The 21,373-nt window shown below is 41.1% G+C and carries 18 protein-coding genes and 2 tRNA genes; 5 read left to right on the forward strand and 15 right to left on the reverse strand.

The window, feature by feature from the left end; all coding sequences use genetic code 11:
* Positions 1-109 precede the first annotated feature (109 nt).
* From gyrB to J2X69_RS14820, 4 genes are all read right to left on the reverse strand, one after another.
* Positions 110-2,068 carry a DNA topoisomerase (ATP-hydrolyzing) subunit B gene (gene gyrB / locus J2X69_RS14805; RefSeq protein ID WP_310104778.1) on the reverse strand — a complete coding sequence of 653 codons (1,959 nt, stop codon included), beginning with the start codon at positions 2,066-2,068 and terminating at the stop codon, positions 110-112.
* Between the two features lie 168 nt (positions 2,069-2,236).
* Entirely contained in the window at positions 2,237-2,623 is a 387-nt protein-coding gene (locus tag J2X69_RS14810) for a CoA-binding protein (protein WP_310104780.1), read from the reverse strand.
* Positions 2,601-3,569: a GNAT family N-acetyltransferase gene (locus tag J2X69_RS14815; RefSeq protein WP_310104783.1), complete on the reverse strand. Its 969-nt coding sequence runs from the start codon at positions 3,567-3,569 to the stop codon at positions 2,601-2,603. The genes J2X69_RS14810 and J2X69_RS14815 overlap by 23 nt, the downstream gene beginning before the upstream one ends.
* Positions 3,562-4,383, reverse strand: a complete 822-nt coding sequence (locus tag J2X69_RS14820) for a 1-acyl-sn-glycerol-3-phosphate acyltransferase (protein ID WP_310104785.1) — start codon at positions 4,381-4,383, stop codon at positions 3,562-3,564. The genes J2X69_RS14815 and J2X69_RS14820 overlap by 8 nt, the downstream gene beginning before the upstream one ends.
* A 328-nt stretch (positions 4,384-4,711) precedes the next feature.
* Here J2X69_RS14820 and J2X69_RS14825 point away from each other — a divergent pair, with 328 nt between their 5' ends.
* The 3 genes from J2X69_RS14825 to msrB are packed head-to-tail and all read left to right on the forward strand — an operon-like array spanning position 4,712 to position 7,289.
* Entirely contained in the window at positions 4,712-5,608 is an 897-nt protein-coding gene (locus J2X69_RS14825) for a class I SAM-dependent methyltransferase (protein WP_310104788.1), read from the forward strand.
* A gap of 14 nt (positions 5,609-5,622) precedes the next feature.
* On the forward strand, positions 5,623-6,813 hold the full coding sequence (locus tag J2X69_RS14830; RefSeq protein ID WP_310104791.1) for an aspartate aminotransferase family protein: 1,191 nt from the start codon (positions 5,623-5,625) through the stop codon (positions 6,811-6,813).
* Between the two features lie 53 nt (positions 6,814-6,866).
* Positions 6,867-7,289: a peptide-methionine (R)-S-oxide reductase MsrB gene (gene msrB / locus J2X69_RS14835; protein ID WP_310104794.1), complete on the forward strand. Its 423-nt coding sequence runs from the start codon at positions 6,867-6,869 to the stop codon at positions 7,287-7,289.
* A 23-nt stretch (positions 7,290-7,312) separates the two neighbouring features.
* On the opposite strand, the gene J2X69_RS14840 is transcribed toward msrB, so the two are convergent.
* The 5 genes from J2X69_RS14840 to J2X69_RS14860 all read right to left on the reverse strand — a co-directional run bounded on the left by J2X69_RS14840 (position 7,313) and on the right by J2X69_RS14860 (position 12,034).
* Positions 7,313-8,461, reverse strand: coding sequence for a DUF4221 family protein (locus J2X69_RS14840; RefSeq protein ID WP_310104796.1), 1,149 nt, complete (start codon positions 8,459-8,461; stop codon positions 7,313-7,315).
* Between the two features lie 384 nt (positions 8,462-8,845).
* The gene (locus tag J2X69_RS14845; protein WP_310104799.1) at positions 8,846-9,406 is read right to left on the reverse strand and encodes a 1-acyl-sn-glycerol-3-phosphate acyltransferase; all 561 of its coding nucleotides are present in this window, start codon (positions 9,404-9,406) and stop codon (positions 8,846-8,848) included.
* Complete coding sequence (locus J2X69_RS14850) at positions 9,403-10,206, reverse strand: patatin-like phospholipase family protein (RefSeq protein ID WP_310104802.1); 804 nt, start codon at positions 10,204-10,206, stop codon at positions 9,403-9,405. Before J2X69_RS14850 ends, J2X69_RS14845 begins: the two co-directional genes overlap by 4 nt.
* Entirely contained in the window at positions 10,196-11,035 is an 840-nt protein-coding gene (locus tag J2X69_RS14855; RefSeq protein WP_310104805.1) for an MBL fold metallo-hydrolase, read from the reverse strand. Before J2X69_RS14855 ends, J2X69_RS14850 begins: the two co-directional genes overlap by 11 nt.
* Before the next feature lie 51 nt (positions 11,036-11,086).
* Complete coding sequence (locus J2X69_RS14860; RefSeq protein WP_310104808.1) at positions 11,087-12,034, reverse strand: acetyl-CoA carboxylase carboxyltransferase subunit alpha; 948 nt, start codon at positions 12,032-12,034, stop codon at positions 11,087-11,089.
* A 100-nt stretch (positions 12,035-12,134) separates the two neighbouring features.
* On the opposite strand from J2X69_RS14860, the gene J2X69_RS14865 reads away from it, so the two are divergent.
* A complete protein-coding gene (locus J2X69_RS14865; protein ID WP_310104810.1) occupies positions 12,135-12,299 on the forward strand; it encodes a hypothetical protein in 165 nt (54 codons plus the stop codon).
* A gap of 47 nt (positions 12,300-12,346) precedes the next feature.
* On the opposite strand, the gene J2X69_RS14870 is transcribed toward J2X69_RS14865, so the two are convergent.
* The 4 genes from J2X69_RS14870 to galE form a co-directional block, all read right to left on the reverse strand.
* A tRNA-Asp gene (locus J2X69_RS14870) sits at positions 12,347-12,420 on the reverse strand.
* Positions 12,421-12,468: 48 nt separating this feature from the next.
* A tRNA-Asp gene (locus J2X69_RS14875) sits at positions 12,469-12,542 on the reverse strand.
* A 209-nt stretch (positions 12,543-12,751) separates the two neighbouring features.
* Positions 12,752-17,125, reverse strand: a complete 4,374-nt coding sequence (locus tag J2X69_RS14880) for a PAS domain S-box protein (protein WP_310104813.1) — start codon at positions 17,123-17,125, stop codon at positions 12,752-12,754.
* A 424-nt stretch (positions 17,126-17,549) separates the two neighbouring features.
* Positions 17,550-18,557, reverse strand: a complete 1,008-nt coding sequence (galE, locus tag J2X69_RS14885; RefSeq protein WP_310104816.1) for a UDP-glucose 4-epimerase GalE — start codon at positions 18,555-18,557, stop codon at positions 17,550-17,552.
* Between the two features lie 579 nt (positions 18,558-19,136).
* On the opposite strand from galE, the gene J2X69_RS14890 reads away from it, so the two are divergent.
* Positions 19,137-19,529, forward strand: a complete 393-nt coding sequence (locus J2X69_RS14890) for a hypothetical protein (RefSeq protein WP_310104819.1) — start codon at positions 19,137-19,139, stop codon at positions 19,527-19,529.
* Positions 19,530-19,638: 109 nt separating this feature from the next.
* Here the strand turns inward: J2X69_RS14890 and arfB are convergent, their stop codons facing one another.
* Together arfB and J2X69_RS14900 are read right to left on the reverse strand one after the other, a co-directional pair.
* Positions 19,639-20,070, reverse strand: coding sequence for an alternative ribosome rescue aminoacyl-tRNA hydrolase ArfB (gene arfB / locus J2X69_RS14895; protein ID WP_310104822.1), 432 nt, complete (start codon positions 20,068-20,070; stop codon positions 19,639-19,641).
* Positions 20,071-20,658: 588 nt separating this feature from the next.
* Positions 20,659-21,147 (reverse strand): DNA starvation/stationary phase protection protein, encoded by a 489-nt coding sequence (locus J2X69_RS14900; RefSeq protein WP_310104824.1) that lies wholly within the window; start codon positions 21,145-21,147, stop codon positions 20,659-20,661.
* Between the last annotated feature and the right edge of the window lie 226 nt (positions 21,148-21,373).

The raw sequence follows: 21,373 nt of genomic DNA on the forward strand, positions 1-21,373 counted from the left end.
GCATTCAAAGTTAATATTAAGAAAGCAAGTTAAGTTTTGCTTGCTTACTTTGGGTTTATCATTGTGTTATCAATTAAAAAAAGGGGCTAAAAAGCCCCTTTTTGAATGATTAGGTATCGATTTTCGCGTATTTCGCATTTTTCTCGATAAAATCTCTTCTTGGGGCTACTTCATCTCCCATGAGCACGCTGAAGAGGTGATCTGCTTCCGCGGCTGATTCAATATTTACCTGTTTTATCGTACGCACATTCGGATCCATTGTAGTAGTCCAAAGCTGCTCAGGGTTCATCTCACCGAGACCTTTGTATCGCTGTATGCCCACACTGTCTTCTCTACCATCCTTCGCCATTTCAGCAGTAAGGATCTTACGCTCTTCCTCTGTCCAGCAGTACCTCTCGTCTTTTCCTCTTTTCAATAAATATAAAGGAGGCAAAGCAATATACACATAGCCATTCTCAATCAATGATCTCATGTACCTGAAAAACAAGGTGAGAATCAAGGTACGTATATGGGAACCATCGATATCAGCATCCGTCATGATGATGATTTTGTGATAACGCAGTCCTGCAAGATCCAATTCTTTATCATCATTCACTGTACCGAATTTAACTCCAAGCGCAGTCAGTATATTCTTAATCTCTTCATTATCGTAGATTTTATGCTCGTGTGCTTTCTCTACGTTTAGAATTTTACCTTTCAAAGGCAATATCGCCTGAAAGTCACGATCTCTACCCTGCTTGGCGGATCCTCCTGCAGAGTCCCCTTCCACTAGGTACAATTCACATACTGTAGGATCGCTGTTTGCACAATCGGCCAGTTTCCCGGGAAGACCTCCGCCCCCCAGTACATTTTTACGCTGCACCATTTCCCGTGCTTTCCTCGCCGCATGCCTAGCCTGTGCTGCCAAGATTACCTTGCCAACAATGATTTTGGCTTCTTTGGGATGCTCTTCCAACCAAGTCTGCAAAGCCTCAGAAACAGCACTATCCACAGCGCCTACCACATCAGAATTACCCAATTTGGTCTTGGTCTGACCTTCAAATTGAGGTTCAGCCACTTTCACCGAAATCACAGCGGTAAGACCTTCACGGAAATCGTCTCCTGCCACTTCCATCTTTAGCTTATCCAGCATTCCGGATTTATCGGCGTAAGACTTCAATGTTCTTGTCAAAGCCCTTCTGAATCCCGATACGTGACTACCACCTTCGTAGGTATTGATCGTGTTCACGTAGGAAACCACATTTTCAGAATAGGAACTGTTATAGTTCATAGCTACCTGTACAGGTACACCATTCTTTTCTGTATCTATAGAAATCGGAGTATCGATGATTTTCTCACGACTCACGTCAAGGTATTGGACAAACTCCACCAACCCTCCTTCTGAGAAAAACTCATCGGATTTCACAGTGCCATCATCCTCTGTCTCTCTCAGATCAGTTAGGAAAATTCTAATTCCCGCATTCAAAAACGACATTTCACGAAGCCTGTTTGCTATCGTCTCATACTTGAACTCGGTAATGGCAAAAATACTGTCATCAGGTTTGAAATGTATAGTAGTACCTCTACGATCCGTAGTTCCTACCTGTCTGGCAGGATATTGCGGCACACCAATTTTAAATTCCTGCTCAGTGATCACCCCATTTCGGTAAACGGTAGCTTTCAGATCTGTAGAAAGAGCATTGACACAGGATACACCCACACCGTGCAAACCTCCTGATACTTTGTAAGTATCCTTGTCAAATTTACCGCCAGCGTGAAGCACGGTCAACACAACTTCCAAGGCTGACTTTTTCTCCTTGGCATGCATGTCTGTAGGGATGCCGCGGCCATTATCCTCTACTGTGACAGAATTATCTTCATTCACCGTGACCTTAATAGTATCGCAATGACCCGCAAGTGCCTCATCAATAGAGTTATCGACAACTTCCCAGATCAGGTGATGGAGGCCTTTGACCCCGACATCACCAATATACATAGCAGGCCTCTTACGAACTGCCTCAAGACCTTCTAATACCTGAATGTTTCCCGCACCGTATTCGGCTGGATTCTTCGCTTGTTCTTCACTCATATGTTTTGGAGAAAACCCTCAAAATGGGTCTAAAAAGGTGATTTTATGTTCTTTTTTAGATGTGGCAAGATACACAAAAAAAGTGACTTTACACAGCTTTTCCATAGGCTCTCCTACACAAAAAAACAGTTGGGATATATCCACCCAACCACTTGGTTTATAGCGCTGTTAATACTGATTGGTACTCAACATCACCAATGTGCAAGCCTGCAAAACTTCAATACCATTAGCTTTGGCCTTTTGAAAAAATACGGGATTCTCGGTTCCGGGATTGAAGATGATTCTTTCGGGAGCTAGGCTAATCAAATAATCAATCCATTCTTCCTGATTCGAGGGACCAATGTATAGCGTAATGGTATGGATATTCTCCAATGCCGGTTTAGCACGAAGATCCATGATTTTCTCGCCGAAGAGCTCTCCCGTTTTGATTCCTATGGGGATGAAAGGTACGCCTGCATCGGCAAGTCTACTGGCCGCAAAATAAGCGTAGCGGGTCGGATTGGTAGTAGCGCCTACGATCAAAGTCAATTTATCAGACATTATTCCTGCTTCCATATATCTTATCCCGCTCAAAGGTATCCATGTGTCTGTGCTTTTTAGTTTCATAGATATCAGCAAGCGTAATCAATATCCCTGTTTCTTCTACTTCTCCAAATTCGTCATTCAAAGCTGTCCCGAAAGTCATCATCGTTGGAGATAGATTCATATAGGTATTGATAAGAGGCGGAATGTTTTCTCCATAAGTTCTAATCCGTCCGTTCAATAACTTATACCCTTCTTTGTATTCCACTCCTTCAAATGGATTTCCCAAACTGGGAAGGTCAGTTTCATATCCAAGCTCCAACTCAGCTTTTGGCTTGACCAACCCCTTCCTGTCAGGGAAATAATAATTCATAAACATCAACAACAAGTCTCTGGCTTCACGGTTGAAATGCGGATACATCGTCACTTTTCCAAAAAGGTATTTGACATCCGGATTCATCAAAACCACAGCTCCCAAACCATCCCAAAGATTATCCAGACTGAAAATCCCCTTTCTGTTGTCGAAGGCGGGCTGGTATTTTGGCTGGACAAATGATCTCCCCAGCTCAATGGTATACGGAATATAATCCCGTATAAAGCTTTCTGTAAAATCAAACAAATGGGTCGTGGATAAATTCAAGCTTCCATCTTCCTTCATTGAATTCTTACAGTTTATCAATCTGTAGCCGGCTACTATTTCCTCATCTTCAGCATTCCAGGTAACCAATTGCTCATAGCAATTCTCACAGACATCATTTTCATCCAAATCCAGCTCCATACCTGTCCCACCCCCTGCTGCCCTAAAGGTAAGCTCCCTTAATCTTCCAATCTCCCGGACGACATTCGGAGAATTATGGAAATTAACCAAGTACACCAAGTTATCCCCATTGTTGGTATATCGTAAAAATCGATCCGGAACCAATTCAGCTTTCAACAGCTCTTTATCAATTGCCGGAATTATTTCTGCTTCTCTATTCATTCTTTTTACCAAGTTCGTAAACTACATCCTTCACATAATCAGCCCATTGTACATCCGTCTTGGAGGAATCCAGGCTCTGACAGGAAATCTGTTTCCCTACGGTGATCACCACTTTTTGTCCTTGCTGCTTGTATAATTCATCAGCTAGGTAAAACATTTCTATATTGGCCTTTATGCCAATTTTCTTTCTCCAATAAGCCAAATTGTAGAAGAAAGCGGAATTTTTACCTCCTATAAAACAAGGTAAGATATCTTTTCTATATTTTTTCGCTTTGGAGATGAAGCTCTTTTTCCATTGCAAATCACGAATTTCTGACTCCACCTTTCTTGACACAAGACCCGCTGGGAATATCAAAACTGCGTAAGACTCCGAGTAAGCCGCTTCCATAGCAGCCAATGTGTCGGCGGAATTTTTGCCATGCTTGTTTATCGGAATAAATAAAGGCTGAAAATTTTTAAAAGCCATCAGCAGATCATTAACCAGAAATCGCATATCTGTCCGAACCTTTCCAATGGCCTGCATCAAAGCAATGCCGTCAATTCCCCCAAGTGGGTGGTTGGCAGCAATAATAATCCCTCCCGCCTTCGGAATGTTCTCCGCTCCTACCAATTCAACCGTAATGTTGAGTTCTCTTATCAACCCATTGGCAAAGTCTATCCCATGGAGGTGCTCTACTTTATCCAGCACGCCATTCATCCATTCCTCGTGAGTCACACGCTTGATGTATTTGAGTAAAAAGCCAGGCATCCATTTCAAAAGCGTCGGATTCTTAGATTCAATCGCTTTCTCTATATCAATAAATTTCTTGGACATTTTTTACTGTTGCGTGGCTATTAAGTCTATCGGAAACAGGTGAAGCTACTCTATCTCATTCTTAAAATAAACCTAAAAGTACAAAAAAACAGATTTAACGGCACGATTCTACAGGGCAGCGGGATTACTAGCCTGAGAACCAATTGAGTTAATTTAATTCCTGAATCGATAACAATAGACTCAAGCAGGCATTTTTACAACGTTCAGCTATTCTGTTGTACAACCAAAATTCTGCGAGCTTGATAGTCCTAGTAATCTGAATCATACGAAACCTGTCTCCTTGCCTCCAATTAATTTCTTATTTTTGCTACCTGAAAAACTACCCCTTATGAACGAATCCATCCTATCACTTAGTCCCGGCCCCTGGAAAGATTACGAACTCATTGATACCGGAGGGTTTGAGAAATTGGAGCGGTTTGGAGAGTTCATTCTAAGCAGACCGGAACCTCAGGCGATATGGGACAAAACACTTCCGGAAAGTGAGTGGAAAACAATGGCTCATGCACATTTTGCAAAAGAAAAAAGCAATCCTGAAAAAGGCAATTGGGAACAATTGAAAAAAATGCCGCATAACTGGGCAATAGAATATTCCAATGCTGAAGGACTGGACTTAAAGCTAAATCTTGCCCAAACCTCATTCAAGCATATTGGTCTATTTCCGGAGCAAGCGGTAAACTGGGACTACCTCTACAAAACGATCAAGCGTTCTCCTATTGCAAAACCAAAGGTGCTCAACCTTTTTGCGTATACAGGAGCTGCCAGTGTGGCTGCCAAGGCAGCAGGAGCAGATGTCACACATTTGGATTCTGTGAAGCAGGTAGTGACCTGGGCTAGGCATAATATGGAATCCTCCGGCCAATCCGACATCAGATGGATGGTGGACGATGCCATGAAATTCATCAAGAGAGAAGCCCGACGGGGAAATAAATACCATGGTATTATTCTGGATCCTCCAGCCTATGGCCGAGGTCCGGACGGGGAAAAATGGGTATTGGAAGAGCAAATCAATGAAATGCTGAAAGTCTGTGCGGAGATCCTTGATCCCAAGGATCATTTTCTTTTGCTCAACATGTATTCCCTGAGCTTCTCCTCATTGATCGCAGCAAACCTGATCAACACAACATTTAAGAATGTGCAAAACGCCGAGCATGGCGAACTTTACCTTCAAGACAACCAAAATAAAAAACTTCCGCTTGGGATCTTCTTCAGATTTTCGAGCTACTGATCCAAACATCAACAATGAATAACCGTCAACTTTTCCTTCAGCACCTAGCACAAACCACCGATTTCCCTTTAATGATAGAAGTGGAAAAAGCCGAAGGAATTTATCTTTTTGGCTCTGAAGGAGAGAAATACATCGATCTAATCTCAGGAATCGGAGTCAGCAATGTAGGACACAGGCATCCACGGGTATTGACCGCGATCCAATCCCAGTTGGACAAATATCTACACCTAATGGTGTATGGTGAATATGTGCAGAGTCCTCAGTCGTTGTTGGCAAAAGCACTTTGCGATACATTACCGGAGAAATTAGACAACGTCTACTTGGTAAATAGCGGTAGCGAAGCAGTAGAAGGAGCATTAAAGCTCGCTAAGCGATTCACCGGAAAACCAAATCTGATTTCCTGTGTCAACGCTTATCACGGCAGTTCACATGGATCGCTGAGTGTAGGAGGAAATGAGATTTTCAAACAAGCCTACCGCCCCTTACTTCCTGGAGTAAGCCACATTAATTACGGTGATAGTTCAGACTTAGAAAGTATCAATTCGGATACTGCGGCTGTACTCATAGAAACCATTCAAGGCGAAGCGGGAATTCGTGTAGCCACGAAGGAATATTTTCAGGCTTTGCGCAAGCGCTGTGATGAAACAGGAGCATTGCTGATTTTGGATGAAGTCCAATGTGGTTTTGGACGCACAGGCAAATTCTGGGCTTTTGAGCATTTTGGGATCGTTCCCGATATTGTCGTTTGTGCCAAAGGAATGGGTGGTGGAATGCCAATAGGAGCATTTATTGCCAACAAGGATGTAATGGGCGTATTCAAAAACAATCCCATTCTTGGTCACATCACCACATTTGGTGGGCATCCTGTCAGTTCCGCTGCGTCTCTGGCCACTATACAGATTCTGCTAGAAGAGAAGCTCATTGAAGAAGTAGAGGAAAAAGCCAAGTTGTTCAAATCACTTTTGGTACATCCGACTATCAAAAGCATAAGAAATAAAGGATTGCTGATGGCCGTGGAATTTGAGTCTTTTGATGTTCTGAAGCCAATTATCGATACTGCAATCGAGATGGGAGTAATCACGGATTGGTTCCTCTTCTGTGACGACTCTATGCGGATAGCACCTCCTCTTACCATCACTACAGAACAAATTCAGGAAGCTTGTGATATAATCCTACAGGCAATCCAAGAAGTAAATCCTTCTTAAACATCGTTGAACTTCTCCCTTTGTCAAAAGGTTATCAACCCAAAGGAAACTTTATGAAAAATCAAGAAAAGAAAGTTTATCCACATCAACTACCCGAAGAAGAGTATCGTAAAAAGCTTGACGCTGATTCCTATCGGGTACTGAGAGAAAAAGGAACCGAAAGGGCATTTACAGGCGAGTATTATCTAAATAAGGCATCAGGAATATATGAGTGTAAGGCCTGTGGAAATGAGATTTTTCACTCTTCCAAAAAGTATGACAGTGGATGCGGATGGCCGAGTTTCACCGAGCCCGTGAGACCGGATGCTATTGATGTGCATATGGACTATACCCACGGCATGATTCGGGAGGAGATTCTATGTGCCAATTGCGGTTCGCATCTTGGACATCGCTTTCCCGACGGCCCAAGTAACCAAGGTGGAATCAGATATTGTATTAACTCTGTGAGCTTGGATTTTAAGAATGGCGAAAACTAATTTCAAATTTCAAAGTTGAAATTCTACAGCACTTCAACTTTCACGATAATGAAGGCCAGTTCATCATCTATGTTCTCAAACATCCAGATGTTCCCATCTTTAGTAAAGTAAGTTAATGGAAGCTTAGCAAGTTCTGATATCTCAGCTTCAAAAATTAGATTGAAATCTTTGTCAAATACACTCAAAAAAACATCCGATCCAGTCGATATAAAGTCTCCGTAACCGTTTAATTCTTCTCCAAAATGCTTTTTTTCTGAAAACCTGAAGAACCTTTCGTTTTTATCATCCCATACAAATTCTCTATAGGAAATATCCTCCTCTGCCTTTCTAATTATTTCCTTCAGTTCACCGGAAGTTCTTTCTACTTCTTTTGGAGGAATGTAGCTTCTTTTACTCCCCAATAATGGTGTATCCCAACTTTTCACATAAAGACTATCGCTCTCCAGATCAAAAACCTGAACTTCATTGAATGTGTTGGTACTGATTAGAATTTTTCCATCGATGTACTGAGAGCTAGTCCAAGTACCATAGCTTCCCGCAGGACTTCCTTCGTAAAGTAGATCTACCTTAAATTCAGATTTTTTTTCCAACTCGGGAAGGTCTATTTTTTTAAACGATTGACTAGTTAAATCAAAGTCAAGTAGAATATACGTGTCACTTTCCCAATTGACTATCAATCCAACAATCCTGCTTGGATTATTTTGATCCTGTAGTAGCGTCCTTGGGTAATATTCATCACTCCCGAGATATTCAGCAGCAATTTTATCCAAATCCAGATTCTTTACCAGTTGCCCCTGTTGATCAAATATTTTATAGAAACTGTATTTCCAAAAAAGCAAATTTTGATCGCCTAAAACTTTGAATCTTGGATAAGATCCAAGACCATTCGGGCCTTCTTTTTCAAACTGAATTTTCTCCAAAAGCTTTAATTCATTTAAATCGATTTTCTCAGCAGTAAAATCGTTCTGATTGAAATTTATAAGATAATCCTTTTCCGGGGATAGGGATGAGTAATACAAGTCGTTATTTAGATAAAGGAATTCCTCTCCTGCGTCCACTAATACGGTATCAAGGGAGATCCGAAAATGATCCATACCGGCCAGATGCTTATCTTCCTTTTGACTACAAGCCTGAAGAATCAATAAAAACGCAATCGTGACAAACAATCTCATAAAACCAAATTCAAATAAAAGCTACCTTCGAGAGGAAAGATACTTAAAGCCCATTGAACTAGGTACTTAATAAATGCTATAAAAAGTTAAATAAAATCCCGCATGGCCCCGTTCTTACGAGATTACACAACTTGTCCCTAACCTGCCTACCGCAGGCAGGCTTGCTTCGGGAGAGGCATGATTAAACTCCGCGTCAGATTCCATAACCTGTCCAGACTAACCCGTATGGCCTTAAAAAACAATTACAAATTAGGACCTCCCTTCGATAGGGCATACTACCGGAAAATCACTTCTAAATTGTAGCCTCTGCGAAAACCTTGGTTGGTGAGCTTGCCGAACTACTGTGCCCACCACGGTTGAAAAAGACTTTCAGAAAAAAATCTATTACAAAATCCCCTTCTCAGGATGTCTTCCCGTCACAGTTCTGCCGAATATTTTCAGTTCTTCGATCTGCGCATCCATATTCCCGTCAGGATACACACAGGGGCCTATTCCTGCTTCCTTTTTCTTATAGTCAAGGTAACCTACAATTATAGGGACATTTGCTCCAAGTGCAATATGATAAAATCCTGATTTCCACTTCTTAACCTGACTTCTGGTGCCTTCGGGTGTTACCATGACTACAAGTTCCTCCCGCTCATTCAGCATGGATACCATAGATTCGGTATAAGTCTGTTTTCTGCCACCCGGAATACGTTTTCTATCGATGGCAATAGCTCCCAGTCCCTTAAGCAACCAGCCCAGCGGACCTACCATTACTTCCTTTTTAATGGTAAAGCGCACAGGGATATCCATCAAAAAAAATGCCGCCCGGGCATAAAGAATATCCCAGTTGGAGGTATGTGGAATGGCGATAAGCACGGCTTTCTTTACTCCCACAGGCCATTGATTATTCAGCGACCACCCTGACATCCAAAACACAATACGTGACAAAAACTTCATCATGCTTTTTTAGATTTATTGCTTTTAATAGCCAACTCCAAAATTGAAGGATTTTCTTCAATAAATTTCATTGTGTATTCATATCCCACAGTAAATAATTCAGAAGCTTTTTTAATATCAAACACCCCATATCTCCCCAATCCCGGAGGTTCAATAAAAAAGTCGCATTTAGCCTTCCGGCTATATACATTATAATTCATCGCCATAATTACGGATCTCTCAATCAGTTTTTTCATGTTTCCGATATTACTTTCCTCAGGTAACTGATTACAATTCACACCGATCACATAGTCACAGATACCTTCCAAGGGCTCAACGGGAAGATTGTTAAGCACCCCTCCATCTACTAAGAATCTCTTTCCTATAATAATGGGATCAAACATTCCCGGAATGCACGAAGAAGCCATAATCGGCCTGATCAAATCTCCTTCTGAGTAATACCGCACCTTTCCTTTTTTGATATCAGTCGCAGCTACCGTAAGAGGAATCTTCAGCTTGGCAAAATCATCATGATCCAAGTAGAGCTTAAACAGTGTTGCTACCGAATCCATTTTCAGAAATCCGGTCCAAGATACTGCAGGCCTTAGAAACTTGAAATAATTCGTCTCTACAATGATTTTAAGAATTTCTTCCGGCGAATAACCCTGACAAAACATCGCGCCTGCAATAGCACCTGCTGATGTACCCGAAACTTTTGTCGGGAAAATACCGGATTCAGTTAGGGCCTTCAGAACTCCCAGATGAGCTATGCCGCGCACTCCTCCCCCCGAAAGTGCAATCCCGATTTTCAATTTAGATTTCATCCAGTCTGAATGTTTGATCCAAACGGACTCCCTTATCGGTCATTTTCACCGTGCAACACTCATTCACTGCATCATGCTCTAGGAACAGGACATACTCCTCACGTGCTGCTTCCTCGAGAAACTTTGCCTTCTCGTCCATGGTAAGAAGTGGGCGAGTATCGTATCCCATCACATAAGGCAATGGAATATGTCCCACTGATGGAAGCAGATCTGCCACAAATACCACAGTTCTGCCCTTATACTTAATCTTGGGAAGCATCTGCTTGTCGGTATGCCCGTCTACGGTAATGAAGTCAAAGCCGGGCATGAAAGATTGTGCCGTTAAATCCAAGAAGTCAAGTTGCCCCAGCTCCTGCATTGGAAGAATATTATCTTCCAGAAAAGATGCTTTTTCCCGGGGATTCGGTGCGGTTGCCCATTGCCAATGGGCACTGTTTGACCAGTAAGTAGCTCTGGGAAAAGTCATTTCATATTGCCCATGAGAGCCGTATTTCACTCCACCTCCACAGTGATCAAAATGCAGATGCGTCAGAAAGTTATCCGTAATCTGATGAGGGCCGACGCCTAGTTTCTTCAGATTTTTTTCCAGGGAATCGTCCCCATGAAGATAGTAATGCGAGAAAAATTTGGCATCCTGTTTATCTCCAATCCCATTATCAATCAATACGATTCTATTACCATCTACCACCAGCAATGAGCGCATGGCCCAAGTGCAGAGATTGTTTTCGTCAGCCTGATTAGTTCTGGACCAAAGGGTTTTCGGCACTACACCAAACATGGCTCCTCCGTCCAATTTGAAAAAGCCGGTATTGACTACGTATAATTCCATGATATGAAAGAAAAATCCCGGGCTTTTCACAAAGTCCGGGCTTAAAATAGTTTATTCTACCACCACACCCATCGAGCAAAATTTGTCGATGCGTTGATCAATTCTTTTCTCAGGTTTGATCTTATCCAACTCTTTCAATGCTTGGAGGATAGCTCCCTTCAGGGTAATAGCCATCTTTTTCATATCCCTATGTGCTCCCCCCAGTGGCTCAGGTATGATACCGTCTACCAATCCGTTTCCTTCCATATCGATAGCCGTCAACTTCAAAGACTCAGCAGCCTGCTCTTTGTAATCCCAGCTTCTCCAAAGAATTGTAGAACAATTTTCCGGAGAGATCACTGAATACCAAGAGTTTTCGAGCATCAATACGCGATCGCCGATTGCTATGCCCAAGGCTCCACCTGAAGCTCCTTCACCGATGATGATACAGATTACAGGCACTTTCAGCATAAACATCTCCTTGATATTGCGGGCAATTGCTTCTCCTTGTCCCCTCTCTTCAGCTTCCAACCCCGGAAATGCACCCGGTGTATCGATCAAAGTGACGATAGGTTTCCCGAATTTCTCCGCCATTTTCATCAGGCGAAGCGCCTTCCTGTAGCCTTCAGGATTAGCCATACCGAAGTTTCTCATTTGGCGCTGTTTGGTATTTCTACCTTTCTGCTGACCAATGAACATGACTGAGCGGCCGTCTAAATCTCCAAGACCTCCTACCATGGCCTTGTCATCTGCCACATTTCTATCTCCATGTAATTCGACAAAATCATTTGTCATCTCATAGATATAGTCAAGAGCATAAGGTCTATCGGCATGTCGGGAGAGCTGAACTCGCTGCCAGCGGGTCAGATTTTGAAAAGTTTCTTTTTTCAAAGCAAGAATTTTATCTTCAAGGGATTCAATATCTGAACTTAAATCGATATTTCTGCCGATAGCCAACTCCTTCATTTCCTGAAGTTTTTGTTCTAAATCGGCTATAGGTTTTTCAAATTCTAATACCATTCTGGTGATTTTTTGGAAAAAACAAAGATAAGCATATACCCTTGGGAATTAAAATTTTTAAGCCGACTAGCACGGAAAATTGAGAAGAACATAAAAAAATATGATTATCCGCAATGATGCCAGTAGCCATATTTTCCTTGCTTTATTGGCTGGAAGACCGATGGCGGATGACCGAAGTAGCCTCAATGTCCCGATGGCTATCGGGATTAGCAAATCCTATATTGCTTTTGTTTCTTTACTGGCAGAAAAGGGGATATACATATAAAAAAATAATGATAACAAAAAAGCCTTAGATTTCTCCAAGGCTTTATGCGGAATGGACGGGACTCGAACCCGCGACCTCCTGCGTGACAGGCAGGCATTCTAACCAGCTGAACTACCACTCCAATATTTTTAATCGTCACTAAATGATGAACTTTTTCATCAAATTTAAGCGGAATGGACGGGACTCGAACCCGCGACCTCCTGCGTGACAGGCAGGCATTCTAACCAGCTGAACTACCACTCCGTTTTGCTCAAATCCCGAATTGTTTTAGATTTCTCTTCAACTACCCCGTTTTTGAGTGATGCAAAGGTATGTTTTAGATTTGTTATTGCAAAAGTAGATTTAAAATTTTGTACTATTAATTCGTATGAACTTCTATGTCAATGAGATATTTTTTTTTGAAATTTTCCATACTAAGCCATTTTACGACACCCACACTTCAAAACAAGGAATTAAGCATCCCTCTTCTCCATCATTTTTAAAACAAGATTTATCTCTGAATCCAAAGCCTGATATAAGGTGTCAATTGTAGGCGCACAATAAGCCTCTAAATGTTCCAATTCAAAAGCAATTTTTGCAAGTTTATGCATCTCCGCTGAGATGGCTGTGCCATAAACTTTATGCCCCACTTCATTAATACCGGTTAAATCTTCTCTATGAATGGCTTCCTCCAATAAACTCAATGAGTTTTTCAATTCGGATTTCACAATGGTAAGAATATCCCTCAAAACCTGCGGATCATTATCTGTGTAATCCTTCAACTTCTCCGGATTATAATGGCCACCCCTAATTGGATCACTTTTATAATCATTTGGACTTAAATTAATAGAATTTGGATCAAGCCATTTATCAAATATCATCATTACTGTCTCTTCCAGCACCGGCTTTACCACAAAATCGTCCATTCCTATTGCCAGACATTTTTCCCGCTCTCCTTTCATATTTCCGGCTGTAACGGCAACGATCGGCACATGGGCTCCTTTCTCCAAAAGCCGAATTTTTTTTGTGGATTCATACCCGTTCATTATAGGCATTTGAATATCCATCAGAATAATATCAGGCAACTGTTTTTGGCAATATTCCAGTGCCTCAAGACCATTTTTTGCTTCTACTATTGTTGCATTGGGAGCTATTCTTCTAACAAGTGTCCTTGCCAACAGCATATTCACCAGATTGTCTTCAGCTATTAATACTGTAAAACTTCTAGCTGAATGATCCCCCTTCTTCGAGAAATGACCATCCTCCTTCAACAATTTAATCTCTTTTAAATCTTGGACTTTGAATAGTCTTGACAATACATGATAAAAATCCTGAATTTTAACCGGCTTGACCAACCGGTGGTTTACGCGAAGCTCCTTACAGGTTTCTATGATCTTATGATCATCTGAAGAACTATGAAGCAACATAATAGGTTCTTCCCCACTCCAAGAGGTGAATGTCTCTCTGATCTTTCGGATAGTCTCAAGTCCGTCCATAAGTGGCATATGATAATCTATCAGAATCACATCAAACCGGTTTCCTTCCTCAAGCAGCTGCAATGCTTCAAATCCACTAGAAGCTTCTATAGACTGAATATTCTTCAGAAGCAGCATCTGTTTTACTATTAGCCTATTGTTATCGTTATCATCAACTATAAGCACATTATTGATTCTGTCCACACCAGACCATTCTATGGGCTCTCCTACTTCTGTTTTTAGCTTGATGTCAAAATAAAAAGTACTTCCTTTGTCAGGTTCACTGATGAGATGAAGTTTACTGTCCATCAGTCTCAGTAGGCTGTTGGAAATCGTCAATCCTAAACCCGTACCACCGTATTTTTTTGTGGTTGAACTGTCCTCTTGGGAAAAAGCCTCAAAGATTTTTCTCTGCTTCTCAGGTTTTATTCCTATTCCTGTGTCTCTTACCGCAAATCGGATTAAATGAAAATCACCATCATTTTCCAGTGCCTCTATCTTCAGTTCTATCTCCCCGCTTTCTGTAAACTTGGAAGCATTTCCCAGAAGGTTTAACAATATCTGTTTTAGACGTACGGAATCAGTGTAAACAAACCTAGGTAAATCCATAGAAATATTCAGCAACATTTCCAGTCCCTTATTTTGGATTTGATAGGTAATAATATCCGTGGCCTGGGCACTCATTTCGTACAGATCACATTTATCTATATCCAGTTCTAGCCGCCCGGCTTCTATTTTAGAGAAATCCAGAATATCATTTATTATCCCCAAAAGAGTATTTCCGGACTGGTTAACAATGGATAGGTACTGATGCTGAGTCTCATTCAGAGAGGTCTTCAGTACGAGATCTGTAAAACCTATTACGCCGTTAAGTGGAGTCCGGATTTCATGGCTCATATTTGCAAGGAATTCTGACTTGGCCACACTTGCTTCCTCTGCTTGAAGTTTGGCTTTCTTTAATTCCTCCCGCTGCTTTACCATTCCTGTGATATTTTGGGTAAAAACCATGATCCCTCCTACCTCTCCGGTGTATAAGTACCAAGGTCGTAATTCCCAGGAGACGAAGCGATCTTCTGTATCACCATGCATCCTAAATCTCTCCTCTTCGTTTCTCTCCACTGCTCCATCCATTACCCGCTGATGTCTTTCCCTTCCTACTTGGTCTATCAGGGGAAACAAATCATAATGAGATTTTCCTATAATATCCTGATCTTGAATACCATAGTCTTTTTTCCATTGATTGCTCGCTGCTACGTAAAACATTTCATTATCCAGCATTGCCACTGCCGCGGGAGTATGCATCACAAAGGCATTCAGTCTACTTTTTTCAGTGATGAGATCCTTTTCTATTTCAGTCCTTTCGGTGATATCTATAGCTATACCCAGATAGCCGATTGTATTATCCTCAAAGTCCCGCATAGGGGAAATAACCAGCGAAACTGCTTTCTCTTCCCCTTTTTTGGTCATGAATGTCCAGTTACGTTGTTCTACTCCATTTCGATCTGCCTTGAGGGTAAAAATCTCAGACAAATCAATTTTTTTTCCAAATTCACGCTCTAGAACTAGTTGAGATTCCCTTATTTCCTCAGGTTTAATCAGTATATCCGGTTTATGTTTTCCTACAAGCTCATCAGAAGTATAGCCGAGCATTTTCTCCGCTCCTACGTTGAACAGGGTGATAATCCCTTCCATGTCAGTAGAAATAACACACACCTCTGAAGAAGCATTAATCACGTTATTCAATACTTTCTGCGTCTGTTCCAACTCTATCTGAGCCTGTTTGGCGGAATCGATGTCTTGAATCGTCCCAAAGATCCTGATACATTTTCCGTCTTCAAACTCGGTCTTTCCTATTGCCCGAACCCATAATTCATTCCCTTTGTAAGTCACCATCTGTAACTCCAAATCCCAACTCTCGCCAGTGAGCATACTCTTTTCCACTGCCGAAGCAATTTTATTCTTACTTTCCCCTTCTTTGTAAAAACTAATTCCAATAGAAATATCCAACTCAAAGCCTTCAGGGACTTCATGAATCAGTTTAGCCATGGAAGTCCAAGTAAGCTTTTGGGATTTTAGATCAAAATTCCAGCCTCCTACTCTAGCCACTTTTTCTGTTTCTTCCAAGAGCACTTGTGCCTGTAACAATTCCTCCTGTAGCCTGATTCTTTGGGTGATGTCCAAAGCATTACCAATCACATAATCCCCATTTCCGTCAGGATCGCTTTCCAGAACATTATTGTACATCCATATCAGCAGTGAACCGTCTCTTTGAAAAGTGATCATCTGCCCGCTGGCTTTACGGTCAGTCTTAATTGTCAAAAGATATTCCTTTATCAAAGGGTGACGGGATTCAGGAACGATATCATAGAGACTTTTTCCTGTAATCTGTTCTGAGGTGTAGCCAAGTTTCTTGGCTCCTGCCTCGTTTACAGAAAGAAAGACTCCTTGCAGATCATGTGTACACATCAAACCTTGTGAATTTTCAAAAAAAGCCCTGAGTCTGCCTTCACTTTTTGCCAATAATTGTTCTTTAGCCTTAGCTTCTGTCGTGTCACGTGCTATGCTGTAGATGTTTCCTGTTTTAGTATCTTGTGTAGCTACCCAGTCCAGAATTTTATAGGAACCATCTTTACACAAGAATCGGTGGGATAATTCTACCGAATGTCCTCCTTTATTAAGCTTTTCCAATATGCGGCGGGACTTCTTAACATCATTAGGATGGGTTAATTCAAAAAATGAACGGGAAAGCAGTGCTTCATTATCCCAGCCTAGCAGGTTGGTAAATGATGGATTGATTTTTTTGAAATATCCATTTGTCCCCGCTATACAAATCAAGTCATTGGATAGGTTGAAAAACTTCTCCATATTGCTGAATTCGGCGATCAGTTTACGCTCTTGAATTATGATCAATGCCTCGCTGGCAAGTAATTCAAGAGCAGTTTTTGTCTTCTCATCAAGAGAAATAGAATTATCTCCCAGCGCTAGCAAGCAACCTACCCTATCCCCCTTTGCATCAAGCAAAGGCAACCCCACAAATGAACTGATATCATAATCGGAAAAAGCCTTGGAAATTTCTACCGTGGGCTGAAGACTTCCTACATCTGCACAGTTGATAAATGTATCAACCTTCACTGTCTGTTTCTTTAAAAAATCAGCCAGATCGTTATTGTCCAAATTAAATCCCGATGAAGCCTTAAACCCTAAGGCATTAGATTCCTCAAAGATCACCAAAGATTTCGGCGTAGCACATACAATCGAACTTAACTGGCAAATTCTATAGAGCGAAGCACCCTGAATAGCATCGAGGTTCTGATAATTATGAACAGGCAATTGATCTTGGTTGCTATTTTCTTTCAAGGGATCATTATTCATAACTACACTGGGATTTATAAGGCAGTAATCAATATTCCGAAGAAATTTGACTCCTTTTCTTCTTTAAATTATGACTCTTTGAGAAAAAGACAAAGATAGTAACAGAATAAAAGCCGGTGGAAACTTAAATTTTAATTAGTTTCAAAAGCATCTTCCCCGCGTACCTCTCTCGGATAGTCAATTTGTGTCATCACCAACTTTCAAGAAGTTAATACAAAAAACTCTTTCTTTGAACTTCAATCCATCAAAAGAGTTTTTTATCATGATTATTCGCATTGATGCACGTGCCTAGTTTCTTGACTTATAAAGCCGGTAAGAAGTCACCTAAGATAGAAATCATCAAATTCTTTGACGATTTAAAGCGAATATACATGTACATTATAATCAAACGACTCCTAGGCAGTGTATATGGGGAGTTGTTTACTCATAAACTCTTCTGCCAATTCCAGCTATCTCTCAAAGAATCTTCCAGCGAATAGCTTGGATGCCAATTGAGCACGGAATTGATTTTGGTTGTGTCTGCCCAGATTTTCACGATATCCCCAGCCCTTCGGCCTCCAATTTCATAATTGACTTTTACGCCGTTGACTTTTTCAAAAGTTGTAATTACTTCCAGTACAGTATTCCCATTTCCCGTCCCTACGTTGAACACGTCATAGAAATTATCCCGCTGCTCACCCAGATACGCCAAGGCCTTCACGTGGGCATCTGCCAGATCCATTACGTGAATGAAATCCCGAACACATGATCCATCCTCAGTATCATAATCATCACCAAAAACTGTAAGCTTCTCACGTATACCGGCAGCCGTTTGGGTCACAAAGGGAACCAGATTAGCAGGTGTACCAATAGGCAATTCACCAATTTTTCCGCTAGGGTGAGCTCCTACAGGATTGAAATAGCGTAAAGATATCACCCGAATTCCAGCCTGGCTTTTCACAAAATCCATCATAATATCCTCACAGATTTTCTTGGTGTTTCCGTAGGGGCTCTCTGCATCCTGACGGGGAGTCTCTTCCGTCACAGGTAAGATTTCGGGCTGCCCATATACAGTGCACGAGGAAGAGAAAACCAGATCTTTGATTTGCTTATCCCTCATGAAATCAAGTATGGTCAGCAGGGATCCCAGATTATTCCTGTAATATTTTAAAGGCTGAAATGTACTTTCTCCCACAGCCTTGAAAGCAGCAAAATGAATGACCCCGTCGATAACATGCTCGGAAGCAATCTGATCCAAAAGACTACGATCACCACAATCTCCTTTATAAAAAGTAAGACTTTTGCCAAGAATCTCTTTCAATCTATCCAAGACTCTTTCGTCTGAATTAGAAAGATCGTCTATGACAATCGGATTGTATCCCGCTTCTACCAGTTGCACTGCGGTGTGAGAACCTATGTATCCGGCTCCGCCTGTGATTAGAATGTTTTTCATTTGTTTATAATTTGTTTTAAGAGGTCAGACCTGCCGGCAGGTGGAATCTTTGACGATTAAAATAATCATTTCCCTGTGTGTTTTAATGATAATTTTAATCGTGTCGATATTACCTTATATAAAAGTTTGCCGGGACAAAACTATCCTTTTGAATGGATTATAGGATCGTTTTCGGAGAAGAGTTAATAAAAACCCACTACAATCCTCTATCTGATACCACTGAGGAGATATATGGATTCCAGATGATTTAGGGCACCTATCTGCTTTTCAAAACAAATTTGCATGGTTTTTCGTTTGCACTTAAAATTCATATTGGCAAAACTATCGTTTTTTATACCTCAAGGATAAGATAAAATCGAGCATATCGAAGACGACACACAACTTGTCCCGAACTTGCTTCGGGAGAGGGATGATTATAATGCATGCGAGATTCCGTAGCCTGCCCCGACGAATTCGGGGTGGCCATTGAAAAACAAATTATAAACAGATGAAATCGAGCATGTCGAAGACGACACACAGAGGGATGATTATCTACCATGCGAGATTCCATCTGACCATTAAAAATCAAAATATAAACAGATGAAAAAGCTGCTTCTATTTCTGCTATTCGCAAGTACTGCATGCATTCCTGTATTTTCGCAGGCCATCAGTTCAAAAAAATACGATTTCACCCTCACACCTCCGTCCTCTGAATACGGTCAAAATCTTTATGAAAGTAACCGGGAATTCACTCAAAATGGGCTCATCAATGACTCTATTCCATTTCCTTTCAAAAAATTTGATGGACTAGGACTGTCAAGTCCATCAATCGGAGATACAAATCTCCTATATCATAAAGATCAGAATCAACTTGTAGAAAATCCTGAAAAGCTATATTCACTGAGAATCTTCAAGCCTTCAGGTAATCACCCTATTCAGATTTACGAACCCGACTCTACCAAAAATTTCACACTTTTGATAAAAGAATACTGATGGTGCTGATCTTGGCGATAACTAATTTATCCTAAAAGTACGGATCAGTATATCTGAACAATTACTTAGCTGTAACTGATTTCTGAGACTGTCCACCGATCACTACCTCCTATCCCTTCCAGTTACGGTTCGCTTTCTTCTCGGACTGGTTCTTCTTCGCTTTAAGCCTTTTTTCTATCGCTCCTTTTTTGGGTTTTGTAGCCTTTCGAATTCTCTTCTTATGAAAAGCTTTGCGGAGCAAATCCTCAAACTTCCTGATGACCAGCTCCTTGTTTTGGATCTGTGAACGCTTTTCCTGAGACTGCAGCTGCACTATACCTGCTTGATCTGCCTTGGTCCGTAGCTTCTCCAATAGCAGAACCTTTTCCTCTTCGCTCAACTGCCGGGAATTGGGGATATCAAATTTCAGCTGAACTTTGGTTTCCACCTTATTCACGTTTTGACCTCCGGCACCCCCGCTTCTTGAGGTGATAAACTGGAGTTCACCCAGAAAGTCCCCTCTGGCAATTCTTCCGTTTATATTTTTCTCATCGTGATCCATTTCGTCATTAATTTAACAGGCAGTAGTTCTTTAAACTAAGTAGTCAGCCAACCAGCCCAGAAAACGAAATTATGGGTAAACTTCTCACCAAAAAAGAAAAAGTAAATACTAATTTGAAGTCAATCACAAGACTGAGCATACAAAATCAGAAGAGCTTTCCTTATAAAATCGGCTCTTGGAGCGGAAGATTAACTTTGTCTCCCTCTGGGCTACATGGAGCCCCTGCGATCATCACATCGCTCAATAAACCAAACTCGGGTAAATGGTAAAAGGGAATTTGCCGTGGGACAACAGTGAGACTTCGATCCCGGAACTATTGAATTTGACATCGAAAAATAAGCCTAAGTTCCCAGATACCATAGAGTTAGAACATAAAACACCGGACACATCAGTCACTGTAAAAGAAGTGCTGAAATGTCTTGAATTTTGAAAAAAAGTGTTAGCTTAGTAGAAGTATATTTATTAATCCATAAAAAACTTTTCCAATTACTTTTTGAAGCGGCAGCCAAAACTCTGCCGCTTTCTTCTTTTTACACGCGAAAACCGCAGCTTTCACTGCGGTTTTGTGGGTTAAGGTTTTTCCCGTGATTACTTTGAGAACATGGTAAACATCCACATTCTTTTTTCTATATCGCCGACGAACTTGGTTAGCATATCCGCAGTGGCAATATCATCCGCTTCTTCCGCAGCTTTAGCCACTTGTCGGTGAGATTGTGCCAGAATTCCCAAGCCATCGATGACGTGCTTCACGCATTCATCTCCATTGGACACATCCGTGATTTCTTTGTGAATTGTATTTTTTAAGTAATCAGAATAGGCATGTAAAGGCTTGAATCCTATGGTTACTATCCTTTCCGCCATTTCATCAATATTCTCATAGAGCTGGGAATATAGCTCTTCAAATTTTGCGTGAAGATCAAAGAAATTCTCTCCTTTCACATTCCAGTGAAACCCTCTTACATTTTGGTAGAAAATATGGTAATCAGAAAGCAGGTCATTTAGCTTATCTGATACATTTTTCATTGCCTTGGTATCAAGTTTCAAATGGTTAGCGAGTGTTGCTTTAGTGGTAGTCATATGATTTGAATTAATTAATTTAAAATGATGCAATCATAGGTTCAACTGGCATGCCATGATATACAAATCAAAAGGAATGAATGATTTTTAGGTGTTGAGAACAATACTCTTCTGCCGGCAGCTTACAGAAGAGAATAAAAAAAGGAATGAGTTCTTTATTCGTTTTGGAAGCATAAAAAGAGTGTGAAAAAAATTCCCCAATCCGATGAGAAATTGTATCCGGTTT

Source organism: Algoriphagus sp. 4150, from assembly GCF_031457395.1.
Classification (GTDB): Bacteria; Bacteroidota; Bacteroidia; order Cytophagales; family Cyclobacteriaceae; genus Algoriphagus.